Origin of the sequence: Roseburia intestinalis L1-82, assembly GCF_900537995.1 — a bacterium.
GTDB classification, from domain to species: Bacteria; Bacillota; Clostridia; order Lachnospirales; family Lachnospiraceae; genus Roseburia; species Roseburia intestinalis.
Genome location: NZ_LR027880.1, coordinates 697,501 through 720,807, shown reverse-complemented (window position 1 = coordinate 720,807; position 23,307 = coordinate 697,501). Strand labels below are relative to the sequence as shown.

Annotated in this window: 19 protein-coding genes, 1 tRNA gene and 1 rRNA gene (1 of these 21 only partly in view); all 21 read right to left on the bottom strand. The window is 43.2% G+C overall.

Translation table 11 applies throughout. The annotated features are described in order from the left end of the window. Positions 1-38 precede the first annotated feature (38 nt). On the bottom strand, positions 39-944 hold the full coding sequence (locus RIL182_RS03585; RefSeq protein ID WP_006856724.1) for a LysR family transcriptional regulator: 906 nt from the start codon (positions 942-944) through the stop codon (positions 39-41). 12 nt (positions 945-956) lie between these two features. Beyond that, positions 957-1,853: a YitT family protein gene (locus RIL182_RS03580; protein ID WP_006856777.1), complete on the bottom strand. Its 897-nt coding sequence runs from the start codon at positions 1,851-1,853 to the stop codon at positions 957-959. A gap of 47 nt (positions 1,854-1,900) precedes the next feature. Further along, positions 1,901-2,386, bottom strand: coding sequence for a hypothetical protein (locus RIL182_RS03575; protein WP_015521955.1), 486 nt, complete (start codon positions 2,384-2,386; stop codon positions 1,901-1,903). A 141-nt stretch (positions 2,387-2,527) separates the two neighbouring features. After that, positions 2,528-2,653: a hypothetical protein gene (locus RIL182_RS21920; RefSeq protein WP_015521954.1), complete on the bottom strand. Its 126-nt coding sequence runs from the start codon at positions 2,651-2,653 to the stop codon at positions 2,528-2,530. 151 nt (positions 2,654-2,804) lie between these two features. Further along, on the bottom strand, positions 2,805-3,059 hold the full coding sequence (locus tag RIL182_RS03570; protein WP_006856780.1) for an ArsR family transcriptional regulator: 255 nt from the start codon (positions 3,057-3,059) through the stop codon (positions 2,805-2,807). A 165-nt stretch (positions 3,060-3,224) separates the two neighbouring features. Next, the gene (locus RIL182_RS03565) at positions 3,225-4,160 is read right to left on the bottom strand and encodes a PfkB family carbohydrate kinase (protein ID WP_006856725.1); all 936 of its coding nucleotides are present in this window, start codon (positions 4,158-4,160) and stop codon (positions 3,225-3,227) included. Positions 4,161-4,177: 17 nt separating this feature from the next. Beyond that, positions 4,178-4,357 carry a hypothetical protein gene (locus RIL182_RS03560; RefSeq protein WP_006856726.1) on the bottom strand — a complete coding sequence of 60 codons (180 nt, stop codon included), beginning with the start codon at positions 4,355-4,357 and terminating at the stop codon, positions 4,178-4,180. A 19-nt stretch (positions 4,358-4,376) separates the two neighbouring features. Then, positions 4,377-5,564: a sodium/glutamate symporter gene (gene gltS / locus RIL182_RS03555; protein WP_006856727.1), complete on the bottom strand. Its 1,188-nt coding sequence runs from the start codon at positions 5,562-5,564 to the stop codon at positions 4,377-4,379. A gap of 55 nt (positions 5,565-5,619) precedes the next feature. Further along, positions 5,620-6,543, bottom strand: a complete 924-nt coding sequence (locus tag RIL182_RS03550) for a TAXI family TRAP transporter solute-binding subunit (protein ID WP_006856781.1) — start codon at positions 6,541-6,543, stop codon at positions 5,620-5,622. Between the two features lie 75 nt (positions 6,544-6,618). Beyond that, positions 6,619-8,103 carry a C69 family dipeptidase gene (locus RIL182_RS03545; protein ID WP_134523033.1) on the bottom strand — a complete coding sequence of 495 codons (1,485 nt, stop codon included), beginning with the start codon at positions 8,101-8,103 and terminating at the stop codon, positions 6,619-6,621. A 28-nt stretch (positions 8,104-8,131) separates the two neighbouring features. After that, complete coding sequence (locus RIL182_RS03540; protein ID WP_044998902.1) at positions 8,132-8,749, bottom strand: histidine phosphatase family protein; 618 nt, start codon at positions 8,747-8,749, stop codon at positions 8,132-8,134. Positions 8,750-8,870: 121 nt separating this feature from the next. Next, positions 8,871-10,223, bottom strand: a complete 1,353-nt coding sequence (locus RIL182_RS03535) for an MATE family efflux transporter (protein WP_006856782.1) — start codon at positions 10,221-10,223, stop codon at positions 8,871-8,873. 263 nt (positions 10,224-10,486) lie between these two features. Then, positions 10,487-11,722, bottom strand: coding sequence for an MYG1 family protein (locus RIL182_RS03530; protein ID WP_006856730.1), 1,236 nt, complete (start codon positions 11,720-11,722; stop codon positions 10,487-10,489). Between the two features lie 44 nt (positions 11,723-11,766). Beyond that, the gene (locus RIL182_RS03525) at positions 11,767-13,494 is read right to left on the bottom strand and encodes a methyl-accepting chemotaxis protein (protein ID WP_006856731.1); all 1,728 of its coding nucleotides are present in this window, start codon (positions 13,492-13,494) and stop codon (positions 11,767-11,769) included. Further along, a complete protein-coding gene (locus RIL182_RS03520; protein WP_006856732.1) occupies positions 13,481-13,714 on the bottom strand; it encodes a hypothetical protein in 234 nt (77 codons plus the stop codon). The genes RIL182_RS03525 and RIL182_RS03520 overlap by 14 nt, the downstream gene beginning before the upstream one ends. Positions 13,715-13,745: 31 nt before the next feature. Beyond that, positions 13,746-15,026: a TIGR02679 domain-containing protein gene (locus RIL182_RS03515; RefSeq protein WP_006856733.1), complete on the bottom strand. Its 1,281-nt coding sequence runs from the start codon at positions 15,024-15,026 to the stop codon at positions 13,746-13,748. After that, on the bottom strand, positions 15,004-19,113 hold the full coding sequence (locus RIL182_RS03510; protein WP_242655539.1) for a TIGR02680 family protein: 4,110 nt from the start codon (positions 19,111-19,113) through the stop codon (positions 15,004-15,006). The genes RIL182_RS03515 and RIL182_RS03510 overlap by 23 nt, the downstream gene beginning before the upstream one ends. After that, positions 19,103-20,248: a TIGR02678 family protein gene (locus tag RIL182_RS03505; protein WP_006856734.1), complete on the bottom strand. Its 1,146-nt coding sequence runs from the start codon at positions 20,246-20,248 to the stop codon at positions 19,103-19,105. The genes RIL182_RS03510 and RIL182_RS03505 overlap by 11 nt, the downstream gene beginning before the upstream one ends. Beyond that, positions 20,245-21,756 carry a TIGR02677 family protein gene (locus RIL182_RS03500; protein ID WP_118591112.1) on the bottom strand — a complete coding sequence of 504 codons (1,512 nt, stop codon included), beginning with the start codon at positions 21,754-21,756 and terminating at the stop codon, positions 20,245-20,247. The genes RIL182_RS03505 and RIL182_RS03500 overlap by 4 nt, the downstream gene beginning before the upstream one ends. Positions 21,757-22,199: 443 nt before the next feature. Then, positions 22,200-22,273 (bottom strand) — tRNA-Met (locus RIL182_RS03495). A 111-nt stretch (positions 22,274-22,384) separates the two neighbouring features. Continuing rightward, positions 22,385-23,307, bottom strand: a 23S ribosomal RNA gene (locus tag RIL182_RS03490); it runs 1,970 nt beyond the window's last position.

Here is a 23,307-nt window from a genome sequence, read left to right as displayed (position 1 = left end):
GAAACCTTGAGTTGGTTATAGGTTTCACCTATAACTGATTACATCACATTTTCCCTGTATTTTTTTAATTCTTCGATATAGATCTCCCCGATATGGCTGACTTTTGCCCCTTTCCGCTTCACATAGCCAATGCGCATTTTCTCCGTTTCCTTTAACGGGATTGCCATATAGTCACTGCCGTTTAGTTCCTCACAGATAATTCCGGAACAGAGCGTATAGGCATTTAATCCAATCATCAGATTCAGAAGCGTGGCACGGTCATTTGCCTTGATGAGTCTTTTATAATCATAAGTACTCTTCATTTCCTCCGCCAGATAAAGCGAATGGTGTTCGCCCTGATCAAAAGAAAGACATGGATACGCATCGAGTTCTTCCATCGAGATCACTTCCTGTTTTGCCAGCGGATGCCCGGACCAGAGATAGACATAGGTGTCGCAGGAAAACAGTTCAATAAATTCCAATCCGTGTTCTCTGATGATCTTATTCATGACTTTCTCATTGAAATCATTCAGATATAAAACCCCGATCTCACTCCGGAAATTTTTTACATTCTCAAGTACATCATAAGTGGTGGTCTCATGGACTGCAAATTCATACTGTTCCATTCCAGCCTGTTTTACCGTCTCCACAAATGCCTTGACTGCAAATGTATAGTGCTGCATGGATACGCTGAACTTTTCTTTGACCTGCTTGTCGATATAGCGGGAAGTGAGCAGTGTAAACTGCTCCGTGACCTGTCTTGCATATCCTAAAAACTCTTCCCCCTCCGGTGTCACCAGGATTCCCCGGTTAGAACGCACAAACAGATCAAACCCGATCTCCGTTTCAAGTTCCCGGATCGTCTCTGAGAGACTCGGCTGGGAAAGAAATAGTGTCTTTGCCGCCTCATTCATCGATCCGCAGTCCGCGATCGTCAATGCATATTTTAACTGCTGCAGTGTCATCTGATCCTCCCTTTAACCTTCCACATCCCCGGTCTGTTTTAAATATCTCTTCTTGCTCGAAAAACCTCTTCCCGACACTTCACTGACTTTATTGATAACCACAAAGGCATCCGGGTCTACTTCATGAATCAGTTTTTCCGTTTTGGCAAGCTCACGCATGGATACCACGGTCAGAAGCATCATCGTGTTATTTCTTAAGAACCCTGTCTCGCTGTTTAACAGTGTCACACCGCGGTCAATATCTTTTAATACCGCTGTGCGGATCTCATCAATATGGCTGCTGACGACCTTGATCTGCATTTTCGTAGTTCCAAGCATCAGACATTTATCCAGCACTGCGCTGTATACGATCACAAGCAGAATGCCATAGAGTACCTGTTCACCTGTGCTGTGAAATACCTGAAGGAGTAAGATCAGCATATCAAATACATAGATGGAACTTGACACCGGAATCTTAAAATACTTATTTAAGATCAGCGGCGGAATATCCATGCCGCCCGTGGAAGCCCCCATCCGGATGACAAGTCCGATCGCTGCCCCGATACAAATACCGCCAAAAACAGTACACAAGATCAGGTCATCGGTAATCCGGTAACCCCCAAGCAGCCTTGTGATCAGTTCGAGTGCAATCGGGTAGCTGAATGTGCTGACAATCGTATTTGCCGCAAACTTCCACCCGAATGCAAAAAATCCGATCAGAAACATAATGGTATTAAATACAAATACAAACACGGTGACCGGCGTGTGGAAAACATCATTGACAAACAGTGCGATACCGGTCGTTCCACCGGTGATCAGCCCGCTTGGCAGAATAAACATTGCAATTCCAAATGCATAAATGCAGTTTCCAAATATCACAACCAATGTTTCCACAATTCTTTTTAAAATCTGTCGCATAAAACTCTCCATTCCTGCATGTGAAAAATCTTATTCTTCACACGGATGTCTCTCCGTAGTTATTCTTCGTCATCCTCATCCATGACATCTTCTTCATATTCGTCATACACTCTCTGATGTCTCTTTTTGCTGCGGTTTTGATCCTGATGCGCCACATCCCGGATCAGACTTACGATTCCTTTATAAATCTCCCGGATGACCGCAAAAATAAAAAACATCACGATAAACCCGACTACTCCAAATACGATATCTGCAAATTCCATATTGCCGGTATTCGTCACCTTCTGTCCGATCTCAATCGCAAATGTGATCACGATGATCAGTGTAAAAACATAAATCCATGCGATCACCATCACATGATCGTGTTTTGCGAGCCATTTAAAAACAGGATACACCACAAAAATAAACATCATTCCCAAAATTCCAATGACTAAAAAATGCAATTCCTTATCACTGAAATTGTATTCGTATGCATCATTGAACCGGAGCAGATAACTATGTATCTTCGCGAGCAGTTCCACAATGCCATAAAGTAATTCTTTCATAAACCTCATCCTTTCTACCGGGAATTATCGTAATATATCTTTTTTAATTTGTAAAGAAAGAAACCTTTAATTTCCCATAAATCAAAAAATACCCAGGGTCTTGCGACTCCGGGCATCTCTCATCTACTTTGTAACCTGTGATCAATATACATGTTTCTTTGACTTATGCGCTTCTCTTGCCTCTTCTACTGCGGCATGATCTGCAATATTGATCTTGGCTGCTGCCTTTTTCTTTTTTAATGGATGTTTTGGATTCTTATCTGACATACTATACGCTTCCTTTCTGCATATCATCTTTCATCCTTTTACTTTATTTTCTTGCTTCGGTTATGTTATAGCACTATAAATCAGCAAAGTCAAGTATTATCCATTTGTTTTTTTGTTATTTTATGATTTCTTTTAAATTTTCAGAATATTTTTATAATTCATAATCTGAACCTAATGCAGTGTAATATACACGAAATCCATGCCTTTTCTTCTCCACATAGTCCATCCGGATCAGCAGATTGATAAATTCCTGTATCAGACCTTTTTCCCAGCGTCTGTTATACACTTCATTCACTGCTTCCGTTAACTCAGCAGTACACATCTCTTCATTTCTGTCCCACAGAATATTTAAGATCATATTGGCTGTGTCCGGAAGATTGTCTAAAAATACACTTTCCATCTCCATCACTCTGCTCCTCATCTTTCGTAATGCTCCGGTACTTATTCAAACCGTGACTTTCTGCCCATGAGTTTAGCATAGATTTGATGGCATTAAAATAGATATGTCCGATATTCTCGGAAACACGTCCTTTTCACATTTATATTCTTAATATAGCGGATTTTTCCAGGTTTATGCGTCAATTCCAAGTTCCGCCGGAAGGAAACGCGGACAGACATTCTCGGATGACGTGATCACGGACGCCGCCAGACGTGTTCCAATCTCCACCGCTTCCTCTAAGGTTTTTCCGTATGTCAGACCACTTGCCACACCTGCGCAAAACGCATCGCCTGCTCCTGTCGTATCTTTTACCTGTACTTTTTTTGCCGGGCAGATGCCGTATGTGCCTTCCCGGTCTGCATAGACCGCACCTTTGCCTCCCATCGTCACAACCATGGACGGAATATTGGCACGTTTTACACAGCCTGCAAGAATTTCTGCGAGTGCTTCCGGTGTCTTTTCGCTGTAATCATCCGAAAAGAACATCCCTGCCTCTAACTGGTTACAGATAAAACAGTCAAATTTCCGCAGGAAATCTCTTCTCTCTGCCGCAATACTCATATTGCTGACAACCCCGTAAAGCGGTTTTTTAAACTTTTCACACAGACTTACCACTTTTTTTACGATCTCTTTATCCATATCCACTTCGATCACGACAGAATCAGCATTTTCAAAAATCTCATCCCCGGATTCTTCCAACACATCAAGAATCGGCATCAGATTCGGTCTCTGTGAAATTGAACCGGCAACATCTCCACGATGGTCAAATACAGCAAGCCAGGTTCCCATTCCATTTGGAATCGTTAACATGTATTCTGTATTTACTTTATGATTCTGCAGTTTGTGAATGACATCACTTCCAAGTGCCGAATCATCCACAATTCCCAAAAATGTAGGGCGCAGTTCGATATTCGCGATATCTTCTACAACGTTACGGCTGACACCTCCATGGATATATTCGATTCTTCCCGCATTTCTCCCATCCGGGATATAAATATCTTCCGGAAACCCCTTGATATCCACAAATACTGCACCAATTACTACAATTCCATTTTTATTTACTGCCATATATTTCAATTACCTTTCTATCGTTTTCTGATATGGATCTCCGGGATCGCCACACTGTCATAAGTAATTCCCGGCTTTTTTTCATCTTCATCTGCCGCATCCTCCGGTTCATGTGTATGGATCTCCGGAACCGCAAGATTATCATAAGTCAGATTGTATTCGTGACCTTTCTCTCGTTTCTTTCTGAATTTAAACATACTTACTCCGTTTCTTCTATTATAATATATTGATGAAAAATGTAATAACCAGACTGTTGATAAAATCTGCAAACAGACTTCCGATCAGAGGAATGATCAGATACGCCTTTACGGACGGAGCATATTTTTCACACAGCACCTGCATGTTTGCCATGGCGTTCGGTGTCGCGCCCATTCCAAATCCACAGGTTCCGGCTGCAAGCACCGCTGCGTCATAATCTTTTCCCATCACATAAAATACCACAAACCTTGCAAATACACAGATCAAAACTGCCTGTACTGCCAACAGTATGATAAGCGGCAGTGCAAGCGACGCAAGCTGCCACAGTTTTAACGTGATCATTGCCATTCCAAGGAACAATGACAGCGAAATACCACCAATATCATTGATCTCTCCCATATGGATCACAAACTTGCCGGAATACTCTCCGATATTACGAAACAGTGCCGCTGCGATCATTGCGCCGATATAGATTGGGAACGTCATTCCTGTTTTCGTCAGAAGCCAGGAAAAAACGGTGCCCAGTCCGATTGCCAGAATCAGCTGAAACACTGCAGATGCATACATATTCGTATGACGCTCATGTTTCTTTTCATCTTCCACCAGAAGACTGTCATCTTCCGGCACAACCGTATCGAGCAGATTTTTCTTTTCGATCAGTTTCCTGCCAAGCGGTCCGCCAACCAGACTTCCCGCGATCAGTCCAAATGTTGCCGCCGCGGTACAGATCGTCGTTGCACCTTCCACATTCAGATCCTCCAGAACCGGGCCAAACGCGCCCGCAGTTCCGTGTCCGCCCACCATCGGGATCGAACCGGTACACATACCGATCAGCGCATCAATGCCAAGCAGATGGGATGTTCCGATTGCAAGCAGATTCTGTAAAACGATCAGGAGAATGACCAACCCTAAAAATATCGCCAGCGACTTTCCACCACTCTTTAACACCTTCAGATTTGCCTGAAATCCTACTGATGTAAAAAAGAATACCATACACACTTCCCTTAAGGTATCATCAAAAGAGATCTCCATAAATCCACTGCTGTAACAGATACATGTGACGATTGCAAATAGCAGTCCCCCGACGACCGGCGCCGGAATACAGAATTTTTCCAGTACATGTATCTGTTGTTTTAGATAACTACCCAGCATCAGCACCAGCACCGAAGCTGCCAATGTCTGATACATATCCAACTGAACTTCCATATTTATCCTTTCGATTCTAATTCCCAAACCGGATCTTATTTTTCAAATCCGGTATTTACTCTGTCGGCACCTCGATACCGCACTCTGCATAATATGCCGCCGCACCCTTATGAAACGGGATTGTAATACCTCCAATCGCAGACTGCTCGTCCTCTTTTAATTCGATTGAGGCCGCATAGCGGATATCCTTTCCATGTAAAAATAAAAGTTCCGTCAGCTCTTTTACCGTATTCTCCGATAAACTGTCACCTGCCAGAAGCACCGCCTGTACAGACAGTGTTTTTACCTCTTCTGTCTGACCGGTATAAGTGCCTGCCGGAATCGTATATTCGGAATAAAACGGATATGCCGCCTTTAACCGGTTCCGGCATTTTACATCAATACTCAACAGCCGGATTCCGCATTCCTTTGCCAGTTCCCCGATCACCGTAGTCTGTGTTCCCGCTGTACAAAAGAACGCATCGATCTCTCCATCTGCAAGTTTCGCTGCCGCCTCCGTGTAATCCAAATTGACAGTCTTTACCATATCTCCGCTGATGCCCTGTGCCTGCAGAATCTGGTTTGCGTTCCGCTCTGTCCCGGATTCCTCTGCCCCGATACTGATCGTTTTCCCAAGAAGATCATCCAATGTCTCAATCTCTGAATCCGTGCGCACGACGATCTGACATGCCTCCGGATAAAGCGCTGCAACCGCTTTATATCCCTGGTATGCTTTGTCCCGGAATTCCCCGGTTCCATGATAGGCTTCCTCCACCAGATCTGCCTGGGCAATCCCAAGTTCAATATATTTGCCCGAAAGAAGTCTGACATTTGCTGCAGATCCGGCAGTATTCCTTGTTTCAAGTTTATACGAAAAATCCTCTTTATTTGCAAGACTGACATATGCATTGGCAAAGGAATCGTACATTCCGCCGATTCCCGCAGCTCCAAACCGGATTGTTTTCCGGTTTGCGCCGCATCCTGCCAGCATTAAGATCATTGCCAGTCCAAGAAAAATATACCGACTTTTTATCAATCTATGCCCCCTCCTTTTCGATTAACTTTTATCTGCATGTTATGCATCTGATCTCGCATATGCATTTTTCATCTGACCGCTCAGTTCAAACAGTACCTTATCGAGTGTATCTGTGGTTTCTTTCTTTAACATTCCGGCAACCGCACGGTTTGCCTCATGCCGGATCTCTTTTCTTTTTGCTGCATCCGTCTCTTGGGAAAGAAGTGCATCATAACGATTAATCAGCTCATGACCTTTCGCTAACACATGTTCCTTATATCTTTCAATATGGAATACCGAACTGCGGTAAGAGGCGTCTGCCATCGCCGCGATCATCCTGCCTGACCAGTAAAAATTGTCCGTGGAAACCTCACCTGTGGTGTTGCAGAGATAGTCCGGTGTCTCATCGATATCCGCATAAAACGGAACCAGTACATTAAACGCATTGGATGCAAATGCGATCCACTCGATCACATTACAGTCACGTTCCATTCCCGGACGCATCTGGATCACAGCCAAAAAGTCATTGCGGTTGATTCCGATCGAGCGGTATGCACCGCGCATATTTTTCTCCCCGTATGCCGCATACGGATCGTACGGCGTCCCCTGGAAGTGGGAGGACAGCACATATTTTACATCCTCCACCGTGATCTTCTTTTCCGGTACCATACACCACGGAATGTCGTCGGACTGCGGGGTATAGTCTGCATGTTCTCCATCCCAGACTTTCGTGTGCGGATTTAAGCAGCGCTCCATATACCACGCTCTCGGCGTATTGTATACATGGTCTGCGTCATCATGGCTGCCAAACGCATCTCTCGGATTTAAGCTGCCGTCCATTGAGAGATTCAGATGATTTTTCTCAATAAATTCTTTCAGATCTGAAGAACACATATATTCTTTCTGATCAGATAGCGCATCCTCAAGATCAAAGTGGTCAATACCAAGCTGGTTTGGCATGACAACATATACATCATCCGGCACCCTTCTTGCGATCCAGTGATGTCCGCCGATCGTCTCAAGCCACCAGACCTCATCCTGATCCTGAAAAGCGATTCCGTTCATCTCATAGGTGCCGTACTGTTCTAATAGAGAACCAAGGCGTTTCACACCCTCTCTTGCACTGCGGATATACGGCAGAACGATACATACGATATCCTCCTCGCCGATCCCGCCAGGTACTTCTTCTTTTCCATCTTCCGCCGGCTGAATTTCAACTAACGGATCTGCTCCAAGCACACGCGGATTTGATGTGATCGTCTCCGTTGCTGTCATCGCAACATTTGCCTCATTGACACCTGCCGCTGCCCAGATTCCTTCTCCCTCCACGGCATTTGGCACCGCCGTATAGCGCATCGGATCATCCGGAAGTTCGATTGTCACATGTGAAATAACAGATTTATATGTTTTCGGCTGCTCCTCCGGATGAATAACAACAAATTTTTTCGGTGTAAAATGTCCGGAACCGGAATCATCATTTCTTGCGATCATCGTAGAACCGTCATAAGATGCTTTTTTCCCAACAAGTATTGTAGTACATGCCATTTTTATTATCTCCTCCCGTGTATTTTATCTATTCCGCTTCATCATAAAAAATTTTGTCTTTTTCTAACACTGTTCCGACACCATCCTTCACCTCAACAATGCAGACAGAACAGTTTTTCGGGATTCCCCCGCGCCAGATATCTTCTTTATCATCATAAAAATTTGCCAGAAAACAGCGTCCGGCTGCCCCGTGTGTCGATATGAAGATCGTAGCATTTTCATATGCCTTGTTCTGTACCAGCGACTGATAAAAATCTTCGGTCCGTTTTAAAACATCCTGAAAACTTTCCCCGCCCGGAGCCCTCATGCAGTGATACGGATCATTGTAAAACTTATCAATAAAATCCGGTGGAAGGACTTTGCTGTCTCTCACACATTCTCCCTCCCAGTCGCCAAAAGAAAGTTCTATGATACGTCTGTCTGTGATCATAGGAAGATGTCTTCCCGCCATCACAAGCTCTGCCGTCTGTTTTGCGCGGATCAGGGGACTTGAAATGACAAGATCAAAATCTATGTCTTTCATGCCTTCACCGGTTAATTCTGCAAGACGGATGCCCGCATCATTTAACATGATATCACGCTGTCCCTGCAGTTTTTTCTGTTTGTTCCACGATGTTTCACCGTGCCTGATTATGTATAATTTCATCTTTTTGCCTTTCTGTACTTTATCTCCGGGTAATAAACGAATTTTCTGCTCATTGCCTAACACATTATAGCATGAGATTTTTTCTTTTCCAAATCTTATCTATGATTTCAGATTACACCTGTCACTGACGTATTTTTTCCAAATCTGGATTCTTCACAGCCGATAAGCATTTTTTCCGCACAAAATAATAGCAGATCACCTGCATTATGATCGTAGCCAGCCAGGACGCCGGATACGAGATAAACAGAAAATACAGGGATCTGTGAAGCGGGAAAAATACAAAGATCCATAAAATACGCATCCCGACCGTGCCGATCACAGACAGTATCATAGGAACAGAGGAATACCCCATACCACGCAGTGCGCCTGGGAAAAGATCCATGATGCCGCACAGGAAATACGGCACGGTTGTGATGGAAAGTATTTCCAATCCACATGCAATCACATCCGGTTCTTTGGTATAGATCGTCAGTATCTGTGCCCCAAAGAAATATGCGCTGCATCCAAGCACAGCAGCAACACTCACAGACAAAATCAGACAATCCATAAGAACTCGGTCCATTCTCTTATATTTTCCCACACTAAAATTCTGACTCGTAAAACTCATGCAGGCCTGTGTGATGGAATTGACTGAAACATACAAAAAGCCAAGCAGGTTATTGGCTGCCGTATACCCCGCCATCGCCGTCGCACCAAAAGAGTTGACGGACGACTGTAACAGTGCGTTCGAAAAGTTGATCACTGTACTCTGAATTCCTGCCGGAATCCCAACCTGAAAAATCTGTTTCAGATAAACTTCTTTGATACACAGCTTTGAAAAATGAAGCTGATAACTGCTCTGCGTCCTGCAAAGGCATCGTAAAACCAGAATACAGGACACACACTGGGAAATGATCGTTGCGATTGCAACCCCGGCAACATCCAGATGGAATCCAATCACCAGGATCAGGTTTAATCCCGCATTGATACAGCCTGAAATGATAAGGAAGAAAAGCGGTCTTTTGGTGTCCCCGACGGCACGGAGTATCGCTGCACCGTAATTATAGAGCATAAAAAATGGCATCCCCATAAAATAGATCCGCATATATAAGGTCGACTGACTGATCACGTCATCCGGTGTGCCCATCAGTTCCAATGCCCCCTTCGCAAACAATACACCAACAAATGCCATCACAACACCGCTGATCAGTGCTAACGTGATCGCAGTATGTACGGTCTGTGACATTTCTTCCTCCCGTCCTGCGGCATAAAATCTTGCCGCAAGCACATTCGCTCCAAGTGAAATTCCGATAAACAAATTCACAAATACATTGATCAGTGCCGTTGTCGAACCGACCGCTGCAAGCGCCTGACTGCCGCTGAATCGTCCCACGACGATGATGTCGACTGCATTAAACATTAATTGTAAAATTCCCGAAAGCATCAGAGGGAATGCAAAGGAAATTAATTTATCCATGATAGTGCCGTTACACATATCGATTTCATATTTATTATTTTTCAATGAGAGGACTCCTTTCCTGATTTCTTACTATCTGTATTTTATTATGCGTATCTTGTTATGCATAAATTTGTATTGAATATTTTACATTGCGTATCTTACTGCCTTTTTGGGGCTTCGTCAATAAATTTTGTTTGGTTATCAAAAGGGGGATCTAGAACGTAATGGAGCAGCCTGCTGGTGAAAGCAGACTGCCCCATCTTCAGAAAACATGTAAAAATTTTATTATCGTGAATGATTTACGACCCGGACGGGATGCGCACGATATAATGCTCTCCATCCCGTTCCACCCGTGTTAAGACCGGAATATGTTTTTTACGAAGCTGATGCACAACCGGATAGGTCAAAAAAACATCGCCTTCCACATAAACAGCTTCCGGTTTTTCCTTTAAAATCTGTTTCACCTGGTCTTTGATCCGGCTCTTCCACTGTTGCTTTTCCATGATAACTTCTCCGTAAATTCCCTGCACCTCAAGTTCCGGGACATCCGGCAGCGCGCAGTGTGAAATGCGCGCATGCTCCATTCCTGGCAGCTGCTGTAAGAGTTCATCCGCTTCTTTTCCACCGCCAAAATTTACGATCACCGGCTCCTCCTTAAAGCAGGACAAACTGATCTTACATGCCGCCACGGCATCTTCTAATGTGCCAGCCGTCATCAGAAAACCTCCCTTGTGGCAGAAGCCTGCACTGAAAAGTCCTGTTGCCTGCACCAGCTCCTCATTTTCTAATCCAAGCCATTTTTCCGGGAAGCTGCACTTGTAATTCATGGAGTATTCTCTTTTCTGTGGCTGGATACAGTAACCGCCGCGGTTGGATGGGAAAATCACAAACGCGATATCGGTTTCTGAGAGCCTTTTCTGACACGGGATAAATTCCGGCAGAACCAGTATTTTCGCCTCATCTTCCGGTTTTTCTCCTGCCTCAAGTGCCTTCTGCTGTGCCTCTAAAACTTCCTCGATCCGTTTATCTGCCCGCTCATTTCCAAGATAGCGTTCAAATTTATTTTCCAAAATCATTCCGGCTACACCGACTGCCTTGAAAAATGCGTCATCACTGCTGCCCGCTGCATCCCATGTCGGATTGAAATTTCCAATCAATGTTGCAAGTTCATTTTTCTCCCCGGTATTGTCGTTGTTATCAAGCGGCTGAACAAATGCCTCATCAAAAGTCTGTGCGAGTTCCTCTCCTAAGATTCCGGCACCAAGCTGCTCCCAGAGCAGTCCAAACGCCGCATACGGCACTCCGTTTTCACGGATCCTGCTGTCTTTCTGATGATGATCATACTCTCCGCGTCCAATGTCAAATACGATCCCGTCATAATCTTCGGGAACTTTGCTGCCGCGCGTGATCGTAATTTCCGGGTTTAAATAGAGCAGTAATGCTGAGGAAAAGACGTCGTCCGCGTGAAACTTGCCGCTGTGGGTAAATGCTTTCGCGTCTTTTCTGGTGATCTGTTGTAATAATGTGTTGTTCATGGTGATATCCTCTTACCTTTTACCTTTTTACATGATTACCTATTTTAAATTTTAAACTGACTGATGATCGTTTCAAGTTCATCCACAATTTCTTTATTGTTCAAAACCGCATCCACAATTTTCTTAAACTCTTCATCGATCTGTGTCATATATCCGGAATTTTTCACCACTTCTTCCTTCTGTTTATCAAACCCATCCATAATGTCATTTACATAATAATGAATACGTTCCATACTCTGCTGCAGTTCATCTATACAGCCACCAAACTTCTCCATCTGATTTTTAAAATTATGTGCATCGCTTGCATATTCCTCGCCTGTATGTACAAGAACATCATAATCTGAAATAACATTTGTTTTCACATAGTTTAACAATTCAAAAGAAGATTCCGCCAGTTTATCTACGATATCCACGATAAACGTATTAATTTTCTGAATTTCCCCTGCAGTCTTTGATGATTCCTCTGCAAGACTGGATATCTCGTTTGCCACAACTGCAAACCCTTTGCCACTTTCTCCCGCTCTTGCGGCCTCAATGCTTGCATTCAGCGCAAGAAGGTTTGTCTGGTCTGCAACATTCAGAATCTGGTTTGTAAGCTGTTGTATCCGCTCTACTTCCTTCGATTCTTCAATTTTATCTTCAAGCGTCTTTCCAATTCTCACAATCGTATTCTGCATACATTCTCTGGCAGATACGGCATCTTCTTCTAACTTTTCCGCTTTTTGTCCAACCTCACCAATGTACTCTGCCTGCGATTTTGTCTCATGTATGACGGATGACATCATTTCCTTATTGCTCTGTGCATTTTCAGCAATCTTATGCACCATGTCGCTCATTTCAAGAACCCTGCCTTCCATAGCGTTCATGGTAGCATTTACTTTCGACACTTCATTTGCAGACGAAGTTACAATATTATTTACATGCTCTGAATTACTTAAAAGTTTCTTTTCACTTGCACTGATATTTTGAATGATCTCACGCAAGTTCTCCAGAAAGATATTTAAACTGTCTGCAATATTTCCAACCTCATCTGTCGATCTTACATTTATCTTTTGTGTAAGATCCCCCTCTTTCTTTGCAAGCTCACTCATTTTCTCCGCTATCACACTTACATTTCTTGACAAAACACCACTGATAATAAGCGAAAGTGCTGCTGCTATCACCAATCCTGCAAGTTCAATGATTACAAATTCTTTTATAAATATGTTTTCCTGAAGTCTGATATCAGTTGCAGAACAATCCACTCCTACAATTCCTGCAATTTCACCGGAACTATTGTAAACCGGAGCAAATGCACTATAAAAATCTCCCCACTCATCGGATGTCATTTCACTATCAACTGTGGCATTTCCGTCAAATGCCTCTGCTATTTCATCATAAATCTCATATTCTTCGCCAATCGCAGCCCCTTCTTCGGTATCAGCGTCACCAATAAATTCCAGCCTGTCACCATTCATCCGCATTGTATATATGTATTTGATATCATCTCCACACAAGAAATCCTGCAGTTGCGATAATATTTCTTTATAATTTTCTGTTTTCTCATCTCCGGCTTTAATTTGTCCTAAAATATCACCATCGATTCTTTCCGCGGCAATTTTAGCTGAATTTCTGGCATTGTTCTTACACTGTTCTAACAATGTATCTTTCGCCTGTACGATAAAAAACCAGCCGATCAGATTCGTCACAATCAAAACACATGCTATCATTCCGGTCAAAATTTTTGCACGTATGCTGATTTTAAAATTTTTCTGTGATTTACCTTCTTTCATGCTGTCCTCCGCCCTTCATATCATTTATATGAATATTATAGCGTTTTGCATTCTCTCTGGCAAGAAAATCAAACTTGCTAAGTTCTTCTTCCCTTGTCCGGCAATGAATCATTCCATCGTCAGCATACCTTTCAAATGGTGCTTGCGGAAAATTTCTTTTTCCGCATATTCCCCGATATCCTCGGCCTTGCGCTAGGGAGACCGGAATAACATTTTGCATTGATTGACGGTGACCCTGATCAACCAGTTTTTCAAATGGAAATCTGATTCAATCCGATACTTTCCTGATAGCCCGCCATCCCATATTTTGTTACCGCATCCACGACAGGGAGCAGCCTTTCATCTGTAATCTTTTGCAGCATTTTCTTTCTCTTTTCAGAAATTATTTCTTTCGATCTGCACTGCTCATAATCGAAAGGCGTCATATGCCAATAGCAGAATGTTCCCCGATAGTACTGCGATAATTTTTGTGCGATCAGTATCCCCTCCGGATCGAGATCGCCGGAATAATATACCTTAGTTCCTGACTTTGCAAGCAGTTCTAACACCAAAAGCCCTGCCAGTCTTGGCTGCCCATTCATGCACATGCACGACTTTTCTCCACAGATCAGGGCAAAAACAGACGGGTTTTCCACGATAAAGATCTCATGATCCACACACTCGATACGCTCCCATTCAGAAAGTACTGTAAGCGGCACCTGCACCATATTTTTTTCCTGACAGAATCCGTCCATCCCTCTGTGTAATTCTCCGTTCTTTTTGATCGCATGCACGTTATAAAGCAATGCATAATTGGAAATATCATCGATTAATATCCCGGCAAGAAGATAGCTTTTCTGTCTCTTATATGCAGGAAACATTTCTAAAGTTTCCACCTGTATGCCCCTCTGTCCTAAATCCATTTGTATGACCTGATAAAGGATCTTTCCCTCTGCCGTGCCCTGGTCAAATGCATGCGGATTTCCGGTTACAGCAGCGGCAAATACCGCGAGGTACACGCTCTTTTGTGTGCGGTACGGCAAAGCGTTATATAGGTTCGCACACAGCCAGAGAAGGCGTTTCCACTCTTTTAAGTTCTCTTTGTCGCTGCTTTTTAAAATATTTTCGAATGTATCAAACTCCAAAAAGGCAGGAGTCCCTTTGAAATTTTCAAGGAACTCCTTTTTTATCTCCCGTATCTGATTTTCTTTAAATGCCTTTTCCTCTGCCTTTCCAATCAGCGCTTTTCCAAAATACTCTGCCAGCACTTCTTCCGGTGTGACCGTCCCATATTTGCTGCAGGAAAGTGCTTTTCGGAATTTTTCAGCAGAAACCGTAATACTTTTTTTGCCATGAAAATTCTGGCAGAAGAATCCTTCTAACGTGTCAAGTCCGTCCCCGGATATATTCTTTACAGTCACTTTACCCGAAAATCTGCCGTAGGAACTGTATTTCTCACGAAAACCTGTAAAGATGCGCTGCCAGATCTCATTTTGCCTGAAATATGCCACGCAGTCACGTTTTAACTTTTCATGCCCTGTCAAATTGTTCAATCTCTATCCCTCTTTGTTCTACTTTTTCTTCATCATCTAACAGTTCTTTACTGTGTCCGTTCCATAAATAAGGCATTACGGTAACAAATTTCGCGTTTTCCGGGCGGATCAGCTGATAAATTGCCAGCGCATCCAGCGTATCACAGTCTCCCCACAATACCTGTGAATTGATAATAAAATCAAATTCAAACTGTGTCATCAGGCGGAACATGTCTCTGATATTCCGGTTGTCGACACCGGCAAATGCCTCATCTAACGAGATCAGTCTCGGCGCATCCGCCCTGCCGCCCTGATATTTTGCAACGACAGCAGAAAAGAGCGGTACATACATGGACATTGCTTTTTCTCCTCCACTGAACGTACCAAATACACTATTGGTCAGTTCCTTCTGGCGCTCTCCGCTTTTTTGGGAGAACAACTGAAATTCAAACCATTTTCTATAATCAAGTGTTTCTTTCATGATCTGATAAAAGGAGATCATTCCGGCACTGTCACGCGCATTGCGTCTCGCCTCGTCGACCTTTGACCTGAAATGTGCAGAAAGTCTTGCCGCCTCTTCTTCACTCATCAGACGGTAATCTTTCTTTAACAGTTCTACCAGTTCCCTGGTGTCAAGCTGATCCTCTTTTTCGGCTGTCTTACTCCTCCATCTGAGACTCAGTTTCAGACCGCTTGACGTATCCATGCCATTCATCAGCGTATTCATTTTCTGCACCCACAGATTCGACGCATTGATCTTTCCCCGGATCTTGCGGCTCACAGTATTGGCCAGAATATCTTCGAATAATTCCCGGTCTCCGTCTTTGATCAGGTTTTCAAGCTCACTGATGTCTTCATCAAGATGTGTCAGCAGACTTGCAAACGTTACCTTCGTCCCCTGATATCTTGCTGTGATATCAAGCCGCTTTGGGGTATAATCATCTATTTTTTCACTCTCATCTGATTCTGCAAATAATTCATTCTGCGTAAGCTGATAATCGGTCAGAAAACCTCTGTTTTCAAAATATACCCTGTTGAGGTCAGCGATAATACTGTTTTTTTCCATATCTTTGATATCTGTCAGCAGATAATCATAAATATGCCCTGCATCATCCGTAATCTCTTCTGGTACAGCCACATAAAAAAGTCCCCGCTCCTGTTCATAACATTTCCGGTAAAATTCCACTTTCTTTTCATATACCTTTATCGTATCCGCATTGCTGATACGATTCGCTTCGATCAGCTTTGCTTCATCCGTCTTTTGTGTCTTTTCGGTCACACGTTTCTGAAACTCTTTCGGAAATGCATTCAGCCACGAAATGCAGGCATCTAACCTGTCTTTGACCGCTTCATAATCTGTCAGGGCAAGCTGTTCCAGAATGGATGTTCTTTCTTCCTGTTTTGAACTGATCTGCTTTTCGGTCTCCCTTATGTCATATCTGATCTGATCCATATCAAGATCTAAATCTTCTAAATGAACTTTGCGCTCCCTTAAGTATGCCGCGCTTCTTAAAATCATTTCATGTGCCGACTTTAACTCTACCAGATTTTTGTCATATTCCTCCGCTGCACTTTTTGCACTCTGGAACGTCTCATAAGTACAGTTGAGATACAATTTTTCAGCGATCTCAATCGCACCCTTTTTCTTTTCCTTTATTTCTTCCAGAAAGGCTGTCAGCTGCTCCCCCGTCTTTTCATTTTCACTCCGCAGCAATTCATACTTTTGTTCTTCCGCTAAGAGCAGCTTCATTGCCTCCCTCAGATCCGTATCGCCCGGAAGCGCACCATATTCTGATTTCAGCCGGTCCTTCCGTTCTGATAAATTGTTTCGTTCTCTCTCTAAACCTGCAATCTTTTCCTCTAACACCAATATCAGATTTTTACATTCTTCTATTTTTGCAAGCCTGTGTCTTTCCCTCGCTTTACTGCCCAGATACCCTGCTTCATATTCCCCGGTAACTGTTCCAGCCAGAACACCCATATGATAGGAACCATCCTCAGAAACTGACACTTCATTCTCACCGCCATAAGCGATACTTGAAAGGATTTTTGTCAGTCTCTGGTTTGAAAAAATATCATTGACTTCCTCGTTTAGTTCCAGTACGTCCAACAGACTCTTTTCTGCCTGCGTTTTTCCTGCAAAAAGATAATGGTCTTCGCACCCTTTTACCGGTGTAAGAACCTGTTCCCTGTATTGCTCATCCACCACAATTGCATCGAGTATTCCCATTTTTAGCAGGGCTTCTTCTAAATGGTTACAGGCATCTTCATCCAGCTCCGATCCAAATTCTATCACTTTATAAAATTCCTGATATGGAATCCCTGCTTCATCCAGTCTCTGGCGGTTTCTTATCACAGCTTCTGATCTCTGTGGCTGTGGTTCTTTCTGATTTTCCCACTCACTCAGCTCTGTTTTTGCTTCATCGAGTTCTGTTTTTGCTGTTTCCTGCTCCAGAAGAATGGAATTGATCTGCGTTTCTATTTTAGACTGCTTTTTAATCCATTGATCTGCAGCCTTCTGGCGTACCACCGCGTAGTCAGAATTTTCCTCATACGTATCTGCGAATGTACTGAGCTCCCTCAATAGTTCCTTTTCCAATTTCAGTTCCACATTGTTTTCATTCCATTGATAAAGTGCTTCTTTCCACTCATTTTCTACCTGGATCAGCATGTTTTCAAATTCCGATATTTTTCGCTGGAGTGCGTCTAATTCCCGGATCTGCTTCTCCCTTTTCTGGATCATTTCATCCTTCTGCCGGTCAAGACTTTTAAGTTCTGCGAGCAATTTTTCTCCATCATTGATATATTGACGTGTATGTTCAAACTGCTGCCTGTGAAGATCAAATTTATAATCATTTTCCAGATCAGCACACAGTTCCTCACTCATAAATGCAAATTCCTGGAATGCCATCTGGTCTGCTTCCTCACGCATATCTTCTAACAGAGTCTCTACTTCTTTTTCTTTTTCATACTTTCTGTTTTCTTCCTCTTTGATCTGGTTTGTGACATCTCTGTACTGTGCTTCCTTTGCAGCCAGAAATGACTTTTTATCCGCAAGGATTTTATCATGAGCCTCAAGTTCTTTGGTGAGCTGTGCCTCTCTGCCCTTTAGCGCAACTGCATCACTTTTATTGAGGGACTCCTTTTCTTTTTCTAAAGTTTCCTTCTTCTGATTCATCTGCAGAATCTCTGTTTCAAGTTCCTCAATCTTCCGGTTACATTCTGCATATTTATCCTCATATGCCTTTTGTTCTGCTGCCGCTTTTTGTAATCTCTGCTTTGTACGCTCATATCTGTCCGCTTTTTCACAGAGCAGAAGTTTATTATATTTCTGGAAAACCGCATTGATCTTTTCAGCAGCCCCTCTCGCCTCCCTGCGCCCCTTTAAATTCATATTCATCATGTCCATATTTTCAATGGCTTCTGACATCGGACGCAGATCCTCATCCGAAAGCGGCTGGAGAGAATCACTCAATATATCATTGATCACAGACGGTTTGAAATCCTTTGACAGCTTTGGGGTTCGAAGCTGGATCAGCAGATCTACCATTTCCTTATATTCATCTGCAGTCTCAAATCCAAATATCTGTCTGTTGACATAATCCATGTAATCTGCCTGACGATCAAATACTCTTCCGCCTTCTGCCACCCTGTTTTCCAGTTCTTTTTTGGAAAGGGTCACTTTCTCACCCATATCTTTGTATAAGAAAAAGTCTTTGCCGATGCGTCTTCCATCTGTCAGACTGAAATACCATTTATCGAGCGGTTTATTTCGCTTTGCGCGGATCCCCATTCCGATCGTCAGATATGTTTCACTGTCTTTTCTTTTGAACTCAAGATAAAGATAACCCGTTCTCTCTTCCCTTCCATCATTTTCCTCGAGAAGATAACTGCTCATTTTACGATCCCTTGAACCAAACGGATCAAGTCTCTCCGGACTCATATTTCCGTCTAATAGTAACGGCACAACACTCTGCATCGTTACCGATTTTCCGGAACCGTTTGAACCACGGAGAAGCATCCGCCCCTTTACAAAAGGAAATTCCTGTTCATCATAATACCAGAAATTGATCAGCCCAATTTTATTTGCCTGCCATCTACTGTTCATTTTCATTTCCTCCTGTGTAATCCTGCGGATAACTTCCCTGTATTTTTCCGACAAGCGGACAGATTTTTATCTGATGCATATCATCCACTTTTTTTATAAACATCCAGCGTTCCATTTCATCTGTTACGTTTTTTATAAACTCCCCTTCCGGCATATCCCGGTAAAGTTTCGCAAAACCAGATCCATATTCTTTTTTCACATCCAGGATCAGAGATTCAAACTCAATCTTATCAACAAGACTCATTTCTTCCGGCGTTATTTTCCACACCTTACCTTCTATTTTTTCTCTGATCTTTCCAAAGGCAAGCATTAAAATATCTGCCATGGAATTGTTCTCCGGAAAAGCAGCTCCCATCCGGCAGTCCTGCCCGGATAAAAGGAATGCACTTCCCCGATGGATCTGTACATGACATTCAAAAAGCTGTTCTAATTCTTCAGAAAGCCTGTATCCGTAATATTTTAAATACTCGAAATCCTCCCCGGATCCATCTTCCCTGTACACTGCCGGTGCAAACAACAGTCTCTTATACACTCTGTGCCTTCTGGCTAATCCGCGGTCCTCGTCCACTTCAAACCATTCACTTTCCCGGAAATCTTCCGGTTTTGTATACTCCATGATATCCCGGGAAAAATTTCTCATAAAATATTTGGATGCCCCTGTATTTTCATATAAGACCTCGCCCCCGGCATCATCCATAAACACATCATCTGTTCCATCCGTCACACGGACCATTCCCTGTTCCACAGTATAGCGGAGTACCCGGATGAGTTTTCTCCGGTTGTTGTACAATGTCCAGTCTGTGATCTCACCGGGCATCACCGCCGTCATATATTCCGTCAGCTGTGACAGTATAAACTGCTCCTGTGCATCTTTATCTTCCAGGAACATCAATAAAATACACAGATACACATATTCTTCTTTCGAAGAGAACTGGCCAATTCCCATAAACTGCTCCGGGATGACCGGTATCTTTTCCAGTTTTATCAGCAAAGAATTATCTATGATCTGACAGCCTAATTTATCTGTCACATATTTCCGGATCTCCCCGACTGCATCCCTGACCCTGTAATACAGTTCTTTATCTTCTGATTTCAGTATCCAGCGTCTGTTTAACAAAATTTCAAGCTCTTTCATACGCTCTCCTCCTGAAATACGATCCTCATCTTTGGCATGGTAAAATTGCCATCCTCACAATGCACCACACATTTTTCTGCCATATTACTTTTGTCTAAACGATATCTTCTGCCATCATCCGTCCTTGCAGAAAAATCAACCGACTCCATTGCATCTGAAATCCATTTTAAAAGTATTTCCCGGATTCTCGGCTCTAAAATGGGCAATGCAGAAAAGTCAATGGCTCCATCTTTTTCTAACATCTTTATTTTCTTTTCCTCTTCCTTTTGCTGCTCTAACATTTTCCTGCGTGTTTCTAATTTTTTTTCGGTTGATTCTATGATGGAACTTCTTTTTGTCTTTTCCCGGTATGTGCGCACTCTCGGTTTCAGTTCTATCTGAATCGGCTTTTCTTCATACACTCCCCGGTTCATGCTGTCCGTCTCTCTTACCTGATCCCCTGCGATATGAAATGTTTTTTCCATCCCAAAAACCATGGCAGACATTTTGTGTGCTTCCTCAAGATTTTCACATCTCATAAACATTTCAGCGACTTTTCTGTATTCCTCTTTCCGGTTTGCACCGAGTGCATTTTTTTCACTCAATTGTGCTGCATACCGCGTGATTCTTCGTATGATCTCATTTGTCACGTCAAAAAGTTTTGCTGCCTCATTTTCCTGTCCTTCACTGCCCACAAACCAGTCATAAATACTTTTAAAACGTCCCTCTGCCTTCTGCCGGATCATTTTTTCAGACACTTCCACTTCCATACGCGGAATCAAAAGCTCATATTCGACGATCTTATCAAATACCGCCTCGCGCATATCACTTTCCTGCGTTTTCAGACACTCCTCAATCACACCGACATTGCGCTGCAGACCTTTGATAAAACTGCGCAGATACTCAATCAGTCTGTCTTTAAACACCAGAAATTCCTTTGTGCGCATCATTTCCTCTGCCTTTACGCTGTTTAAGTCCCTGATATAATCCTGATAATTCTGATTCAGCCTCATAAAATCATTGTTTAAATCCGTCCACCATGTATAAACTTCATTCTTATCTTTCCCTGCCATCTCTGGAAAACGTTCCATATTTCTCCGTATCCGCTCAAGCAGCGTAGGTTCTAACGATGCCCCTTCAATAAAAAGATTTTCAAGACGGATCACAAGTCTCTCGATCTCGACACTGTATTCCGACATCTGATAACGGTACTTCTTATTTTTAAATTCTTCTATGGAGGACACTCTTCTTGTGTCCTGTATCGTGTTTAAATTTTTCCATTCCGTAAGCATCGTCAGATCCTGCTGGCACTGCTCGATTTTATACTCTGACCAGAACGGATCTTTTAACATTTCCTCATAAACTTCTTCTAAATACAGCCAGTATTTTAACTTTTCATAATTCTCAAAAAAAATGCGCATAATGCAACGATACCTGCTGACATTATCCGCATTTAAATATTTTGCCTCTGTGAGTGGTTTTAATAATTTATCTGATACCTGCAACGCGACATGTTCTCCTTTATTCATGATACGCCAGAACCAACTGCCTGATTCTGATATTTGTGGTATGTCTGAATCAGCTTCAACCGCCTGATTCCAGTTACTCTCCAACTTTTATTCCAATGTTTATATTATACTTACAAGTTGAGACAGCCGCAAGAAAATTTTTGTTTCATTTTAAGATTTACAGATTTTCTGTTACTGTTCGCACTTCAATGTGACCAACAACAATTACATCCCATGAAAAGTACCTCTTTGAGGCAGGGGGGCTGTAATCTCACAACAATATACACTACAGCACATAGCTTGACAGCCAATCGTCAAGCTTGCGTCTGAACAGTAGCGATTTTCTCTCAAATTCACTGTTTTACATAACTTACCAGCCATTAAGTTGTAAAGAATCTTTTGATATCACAATCCTATAAAAAAAAGACACTAAATTAATAGTGTCTTCCATACCTCAGTATAAATAGCGAGAAAGAGACTTGAACTCTTAACCTCCCGGGTATGAACCGGACGCTCTAGCCAGTTGAGCCATCTCGCCATATATTTATTTGAACAAAAAAATATTGATACCTTCAAAACTTCATACAGAACTCCGATTTTTTCGAAAGTGGTCATTGCCACTTTCCATGCGAACATTGTTCGCATTGTTTTGGTCAAGCCCTCGATCGATTAGTAACAGTCAGCTCCACACGTTACCGTGCTTCCACCTCTGCCCTATCTACCTTGTACTCTTCAAGGGATCTTACTCACTTATGTGAGGGATATCTCATCTTGAGGGGGGCTTCACGCTTAGATGCCTTCAGCGTTTATCCCTTCCGGACTTGGCTACTCTGCCATGCCGTTGGTCGACAGCAGATACACCAGTGGTCCGTCCATCCCGGTCCTCTCGTACTAAGGACAGCTCCTCTCAAATATCCTCCGCCCGCGCCGGATAGGGACCGAACTGTCTCACGACGTTCTGAACCCAGCTCGCGTACCGCTTTAATGGGCGAACAGCCCAACCCTTGGGACCTGCTACAGCCCCAGGATGCGATGAGCCGACATCGAGGTGCCAAACCACTCCGTCGATGTGAACTCTTGGGAGTGATAAGCCTGTTATCCCCAGGGTAGCTTTTATCCGTTGAGCGATGGCAATCCCACTTTATGCCACCGGATCACTAAGTCCTACTTTCGTACCTGCTCCACCCGTCGGTGTCGCAGTCAAGCTCCCTTCTGCCTTTGCACTCTTAAAATGGTTTCCGACCATTCTGAGGGAACCTTTGAGCGCCTCCGATACCCTTTCGGAGGCGACCGCCCCAGTCAAACTCCCCGCCTGGCATTGTCCCACCGCTGGATCACAGCGGCTGGTTAGAAACCCAATACTGCAGGGGTGGTATCCCAACAGTGACTCCATTGAAACTGGCGTTCCAATTTCTCAGTCTCCCACCTATCCTGTACATGCAGTACCGAATCCCAGTACCAAACTGGAGTAAAGCTCCATGGGGTCTTTCCGTCCTGGCGCGGGTAACCAGCATCTTCACTGGTACTTCAATTTCACCGGATGCATTGTCGAGACAGTGCTCAAATCATTAC

Coding starts and splice junctions, on each gene's coding strand:
- RIL182_RS03510 (WP_242655539.1), bottom strand. CDS start 19,113: ATGAACAGTAGATGGCAGGCAAATAAAATTGGGCTGATCAATTTCTGG.
- gltS (WP_006856727.1), bottom strand. CDS start 5,564: ATGGAAGTTCAGTTGGATATGTATCAGACATTGGCAGCTTCGGTGCTG.
- RIL182_RS03530 (WP_006856730.1), bottom strand. CDS start 11,722: ATGAACAACACATTATTACAACAGATCACCAGAAAAGACGCGAAAGCA.
- RIL182_RS03540 (WP_044998902.1), bottom strand. CDS start 8,749: ATGAAATTATACATAATCAGGCACGGTGAAACATCGTGGAACAAACAG.
- RIL182_RS03525 (WP_006856731.1), bottom strand. CDS start 13,494: ATGAAAGAAGGTAAATCACAGAAAAATTTTAAAATCAGCATACGTGCA.
- RIL182_RS03520 (WP_006856732.1), bottom strand. CDS start 13,714: ATGCAAAATGTTATTCCGGTCTCCCTAGCGCAAGGCCGAGGATATCGG.
- RIL182_RS03570 (WP_006856780.1), bottom strand. CDS start 3,059: ATGGAGATGGAAAGTGTATTTTTAGACAATCTTCCGGACACAGCCAAT.
- RIL182_RS03580 (WP_006856777.1), bottom strand. CDS start 1,853: ATGGAGAGTTTTATGCGACAGATTTTAAAAAGAATTGTGGAAACATTG.
- RIL182_RS03565 (WP_006856725.1), bottom strand. CDS start 4,160: ATGGCAGTAAATAAAAATGGAATTGTAGTAATTGGTGCAGTATTTGTG.
- RIL182_RS03575 (WP_015521955.1), bottom strand. CDS start 2,386: ATGAAAGAATTACTTTATGGCATTGTGGAACTGCTCGCGAAGATACAT.
- RIL182_RS03545 (WP_134523033.1), bottom strand. CDS start 8,103: ATGGCATGTACTACAATACTTGTTGGGAAAAAAGCATCTTATGACGGT.
- RIL182_RS03550 (WP_006856781.1), bottom strand. CDS start 6,543: ATGATCTTAATGCTGGCAGGATGCGGCGCAAACCGGAAAACAATCCGG.
- RIL182_RS03585 (WP_006856724.1), bottom strand. CDS start 944: ATGACACTGCAGCAGTTAAAATATGCATTGACGATCGCGGACTGCGGA.
- RIL182_RS03505 (WP_006856734.1), bottom strand. CDS start 20,248: ATGAAAGAGCTTGAAATTTTGTTAAACAGACGCTGGATACTGAAATCA.
- RIL182_RS03500 (WP_118591112.1), bottom strand. CDS start 21,756: ATGAATAAAGGAGAACATGTCGCGTTGCAGGTATCAGATAAATTATTA.
- RIL182_RS03535 (WP_006856782.1), bottom strand. CDS start 10,223: ATGTGTAACGGCACTATCATGGATAAATTAATTTCCTTTGCATTCCCT.
- RIL182_RS03560 (WP_006856726.1), bottom strand. CDS start 4,357: ATGTTTAAATTCAGAAAGAAACGAGAGAAAGGTCACGAATACAATCTG.
- RIL182_RS21920 (WP_015521954.1), bottom strand. CDS start 2,653: ATGTCAGATAAGAATCCAAAACATCCATTAAAAAAGAAAAAGGCAGCA.